Consider the following 4847-nt stretch of genomic DNA (forward strand, 5'->3'; position numbering starts at 1 on the left):
AGCAGGCGGGCGTATTCATCGTACTTGAAGGCGAGCCGGTTGCCGTCCGGCAAATCCAGGCCAACCATGTTGCCCTGCTCGTCCAGCTCGATGGCGTAGCGTTCGCCACCGTAGTCACGGCTGGCGAGCACGCGGTGGTCGGCGTTGTACTGCACTTCCAGCTCGCGGCCGAGCACGTCGGTGGCCCAGCTGGTGCGGGCGTCGAGGTCGTAGCGGAAATGGTAGTGCTCGCCATCGCTAGTCCAGTGCTCGACCACCCGTGGTTTGCCACCCTGGGTTTCCCAGCGGTAGTGGCAGCCCAGGCCCAGGGCTTTGCTGTGAGTGACCATCAGGCCTTCGGCGTAGCTGAAGTTGCGCACGGTGCGTGCCGTAGCGGTTGATTACCGTCGTCAGCTAGCCGTGCTCTTCGTAGCGGTACTTACCACGCGCTTGATGTCGGTCGGGCCAAGGGCATTCTCGTCGCGGTGCAGCGGTATCTCAGCGTTAATGTCTTGTACTTCGTCAATAGGACTGAGGTTTACGCCTCAGTCCTTGACACTCTGGGTTTTTAAGGAGCATTTGGATACACAATCGCCTTCACGGCGTGAATCAAACTGCTTCAACTTCCTTGAAATCCAAACCTTTCAAGCCTATCCGCTTTGCCGCCTCTAAAAACCTATCAGACACATAAATAGAAAGTGGGTTTTCAGCTACGCGAAAAACGTCGAACCCCTGTACTGCCTGATAATTCAATACTAGCTTGTAAACAACCAGGCCGTTAGGGTACTCATCAAATTCCGACAGTTCTTTATTAAGTGCGCCATCAATTTTCGCATCAACCACTACACCTAAATGATCTGGGTTTGGGGATAGAACATCTACATCCACAAAAGAGTCAGAAGCTATAGATTGAAGAAGGCTTTTAGCCTTGGACGTCAAAACAAGCACGGGACTGAAGAAAGTAAACACATCAGAGCCATCCTTTTTTCTCTTGTCGTCAGAGTTAAACTCTAACTCATACTGCCTGGAAAACACAGCACTGGAATCTTTACCAAAGGCATACTGCTGTGCGGCATCATACAAGGCCAGTTCGTCTCCCTTACCGACAAGTGTTTTAAATTCATCGCTCTGAGTTATATAATAATATTTCATAATCATCCAAAAATGTCTTTCCAGCTGGACTCTCTAGGAGCATTCAATAATTTTTGCCGGATATTTCCTATCGCTTTGAGCACTGCATCCTTACCACCTGCGGCATCGGCATTTGCTATAATTTTATTGACAGATTCAAAGTAACTATTAGGATGCTTCCCGTTGTGCAGTATCCCTGGCACACTGATATCAGTGTTAAATCTATTTGGCAAGAAAACCCCGTTAGCCGCGCCGTCAACGTCAATTCCATGCTTATTCAAAATTGCCCTAGCAGGGGCGGCGAGTTTTGCGCTATCTCCGACAATATGGTGGGCCGCGGTGTTTTGAGGTCGCGCCACACCGCTACTTTCCAGATTTTTCCCCAGCGCTTTTGAGCACCAGCCCAAGGGGTCTATCCAGCCAATAGAATTCGGAGCGTAGCTATATAAGTTTCTCCCACCAGACAAACCAATTGGATCCTGAGTGATAAACCTACCAACTTCCGGATCGAAATACCTAAAGGTGTTGTAATGCAGCTCCGTTTCACAATCTAGATACTGCCCCTGGAAACGTATGTTCTGCATGACCTTGTTGACCGTCAGCTGCTCTATCTCGCCCCATGAGCGAAAAGTCGCTTGCCAAACGATCTGCCCGTCGCTATCGGTCAATTCCAGCGGCGTACCAATTTGGTCGGTATGGAAGTAATAAAGCTTCTGCCCTTCCCCTTCCGCCTGATCTACCCTCGCTAACGGCGCATAGCCACCCGGCTCGTACACATACAAGATGCTCTGCCCAGGCGTCTCTTCTCGCAGCATCCTCAAGCCTTGCCACAGGAAGCGCTTCTGTTCAACCTGGCCGTTGATCTCTGCCTGTTTAGCCACCCGCCGTCCAAGACTGTCGTACCGGTATTGCCCGGTACTCTCCAGCTTGCCATTGACCACCGTTTCAGCCCGCACCAGCCGGTTCTCGCAGTCATAGGCAAAGCTCTGCAGCTTGCTGTGCCCCGAGCGCTTCTCGATCAGGTTGCCCCACGGATCATAGCGGTACTCCTGATCCCGCCACTGTCTGATCCGGTTGTCCTTGACCTTGTCGAACTGCCGCGCGTTGAAGTCCAGCCGGTTGGCTGCCGCGTCGTAGCGGAATTCCTCGCTACCCACCAGTGAGCCGGTATCGCGGCTGCGCAACTGCCCGTTGGCTTCGTACTCGTACTTGATCTCGCCCCGCAGCTTGTCCAGCGTGCGCACCAATCCACCTGCCGGGTCGTACTGATAGCGACGGTGGATCGGGTTGTACGCATGCTCCACCAGCAACGAGGTATTGATACCTGTGTTGTGCACCTGCGAGAGCTTGTCGGCCGGCAAGTTCGAGGCAAACTGCCAAGCCTTGCGCCCCATGGCGTCATAGCCAAAGCAGCTGGTGAGCTTGCCCTGAGTCCGGTACACCTCGCGGTGCAGGTCATCACGCTCCATATCGCTGATAACCTGGCCATCCAGGTTCAGCTGGTGCAGGTGGCCACTGCCGTAGTACAGGTGGTTGACCTTGCGACCGTCCGGCAGGGTCAGGGTGGTCAGGTTGCTGAGCGGGTCGTATTCATATTCCAGTGCACCACCCGGGGTCAGCTCCTGCGTCAGTCGTCCGAGCAGGTCGTAGCTGTAACTCAATGCCTCTTCGGTGATGCCCAACTGCTTGCCCGCACTGTTCGGCGGGCATTTGAGTGAGAGATGATTGCTCCTTAGAATACACGTCAAATTTCGTACAACAAGCGCAGCTTTGATCGTCCTAAGCTACGCTTTCTACCTAACACTTACACTACCCACTAGTTCTTGAAGAGGAACCCTCATAGCCAAGACTCCCATCATTACTGCTGCAGAAACATCTCAACTAACGCGCACCCAAAACAACCATTAGCAAAATCTCGCCATCTAGAACTCTAGAAAAGCATCATTCTCAAAATAATACTTAAAGGCCTCAAAATAATCCTCAACAGTGGCAGCAGGAAGTTGCTGATCAGTATAATCAATTACATCCTGTATCATTGGCGTATCTAGTGTTTCGATCCACCCTTCACTGGCTACCTGCGGCGGGAGATAATCAGTCGAATCTGGAGAAAAGTCACGACTATCTAATGAAAATGCACCCTTTGTATCCAAGGTCCAACTTGTGTTTGGCAAATAGAACCAAGAGTCCGGCATTTTATCCAGATTCTCTAGGACTTCCCGTATGCTATAAGTTCTCATAATCACCTTAACATGATGTGTTTTGTAATGCCTTGAATCCACCCTTTTGATTAGGGTGCAAACTGGCCTGCACCGGTCCCTTCGCCTGATGTTGTGCTCTCGGAATAAGCTCGATATCTTTAGGGGACTGAGCATTATGGTGCCAAGAGTGGTTTGGCGGGCTCCTGTCACTGAAGCCTCCTCTGGGGCCGGGTTGAATATGCTCCACTACTTCAGCGGGCAAAGCAGCCTTAAGTTCAGGGTATTGTAGTGTCCGCTTGTATAGTTCTTCATTAGCATATTTGAAATGCGCCCCCCTGTTCGAGCCATGAATTTCTTGCGGCATCTCTACACTGGTCCATACGCTATATTGTGAACTAGATAGCGGACAGCCGCTACCGTCTATACCAGACCATCCCAGTGGATCAATCCAATTGATGGGATTGAGCGCATAAGAATATAAATTTAGCCCGCCTGTCAATCCAATCGGGTCTTGAGTGGCAAAGCGCCCAGCTTCCGGATCATAATATCTGAAGGTATTGTAGTGCAGCCCCGTCTCACCATCAAAATACTGACCTTGGAACCGTAGATTTTGCTCGACATCCTTAGCTGGCAGACTATCTATCGCACCCCAAGAACGATACGTCGCCTGCCAAACGATCTTGCCATCACTGTCCGTCAGCTCCAGCGGCGTACCAATCTGGTCAGTATGGAAGTAATAAAGCTTCTGCTCCTCCCCTTCCACCTGATCGACCCGCGCCAACGGCGCATAGCTGCCCGGCTCATACAGGTACAGGATGCTCTGCCCCGGTGTCTCCTCCCGCAACATCCTCAACCCTTGCCAGAGGAAGCGCTTCTGTTCGACGTCGCCGTTGATCTCCGCCTGCTTGGCCACCCGCCGCCCCAGGCTGTCGTAGCGATACTCGCCTCGGCTCTCCAGCTTGCCATTGACCAACGTTTCCGCCCGCACCAGCCGGTTCTCGCAGTCATAGCTAAAGCTCTGCAGCTTGCTGTGCCCCGAGCGCTTCTCGATCAGGTTGCCCCACGGGTCGTAGCGGTACTCCTGATCCCGCCACTGTTTGATCCGGTTGTCTTTGACCTTGTCGAACTGCCGCGCGTTGAAGTCCAGACGGTTGGCTGCTGGGTCGTAACGAAACTCTTCGCTGCCCACCAATGAGCCGGTATCGCGGCTGCGCAACTGCCCGTTGGCTTCGTACTCGTACTTGATCTCGCCACGCAGCCTGTCGAGCGTGCGCACCAGTTCACCCGCCGGGTCGTACTGATAGCGACGGTGAATCGGGTTGTACGCATGCTCCACCAGCAACGAGGTATTGATACCGGTGTTGTGCACCTGCGAGAGCTTGTCGGCCGGCAAGTTCGAGGCAAACTGCCAAGCCTTGCGCCCCATGGCGTCATAGCCAAAGCAGCTGGTGAGCTTGCCCTGGGTCCGGTACACCTCGCGGTGCAGGTCATCACGCTCCATATCGCTGATGACCTGGCCATCCAGGTTCAACTGGTGCA

3 protein-coding genes and 2 pseudogenes are annotated in these 4847 nt (G+C 53.0%); all 5 read right to left on the reverse strand.

The annotated features are described in order from the left end of the window. Positions 1-500 (reverse strand): annotated as a pseudogene (locus J5M71_RS25560) (RHS repeat domain-containing protein); the annotation flags it as partial. 88 nt (positions 501-588) lie between these two features. Then, positions 589-1137, reverse strand: coding sequence for a hypothetical protein (locus J5M71_RS25565; RefSeq protein ID WP_207838229.1), 549 nt, complete (start codon positions 1135-1137; stop codon positions 589-591). After that, positions 1134-2801: pseudogene (locus tag J5M71_RS25570) on the reverse strand (RHS repeat-associated core domain-containing protein); the annotation flags it as partial. The pseudogene J5M71_RS25570 and the gene J5M71_RS25565, both read right to left, overlap by 4 nt. A gap of 231 nt (positions 2802-3032) precedes the next feature. Then, positions 3033-3347 carry a hypothetical protein gene (locus tag J5M71_RS25575; RefSeq protein WP_087503436.1) on the reverse strand — a complete coding sequence of 105 codons (315 nt, stop codon included), beginning with the start codon at positions 3345-3347 and terminating at the stop codon, positions 3033-3035. Between the two features lie 7 nt (positions 3348-3354). After that, positions 3355-4847: RHS repeat-associated core domain-containing protein (locus tag J5M71_RS25580; RefSeq protein WP_207838230.1), on the reverse strand; the 1493-nt coding region annotated here is incomplete at its 5' end.

This window comes from Pseudomonas sp. 43(2021), from assembly GCF_017490805.1.
Taxonomy (GTDB): domain Bacteria; phylum Pseudomonadota; class Gammaproteobacteria; order Pseudomonadales; family Pseudomonadaceae; genus Aquipseudomonas.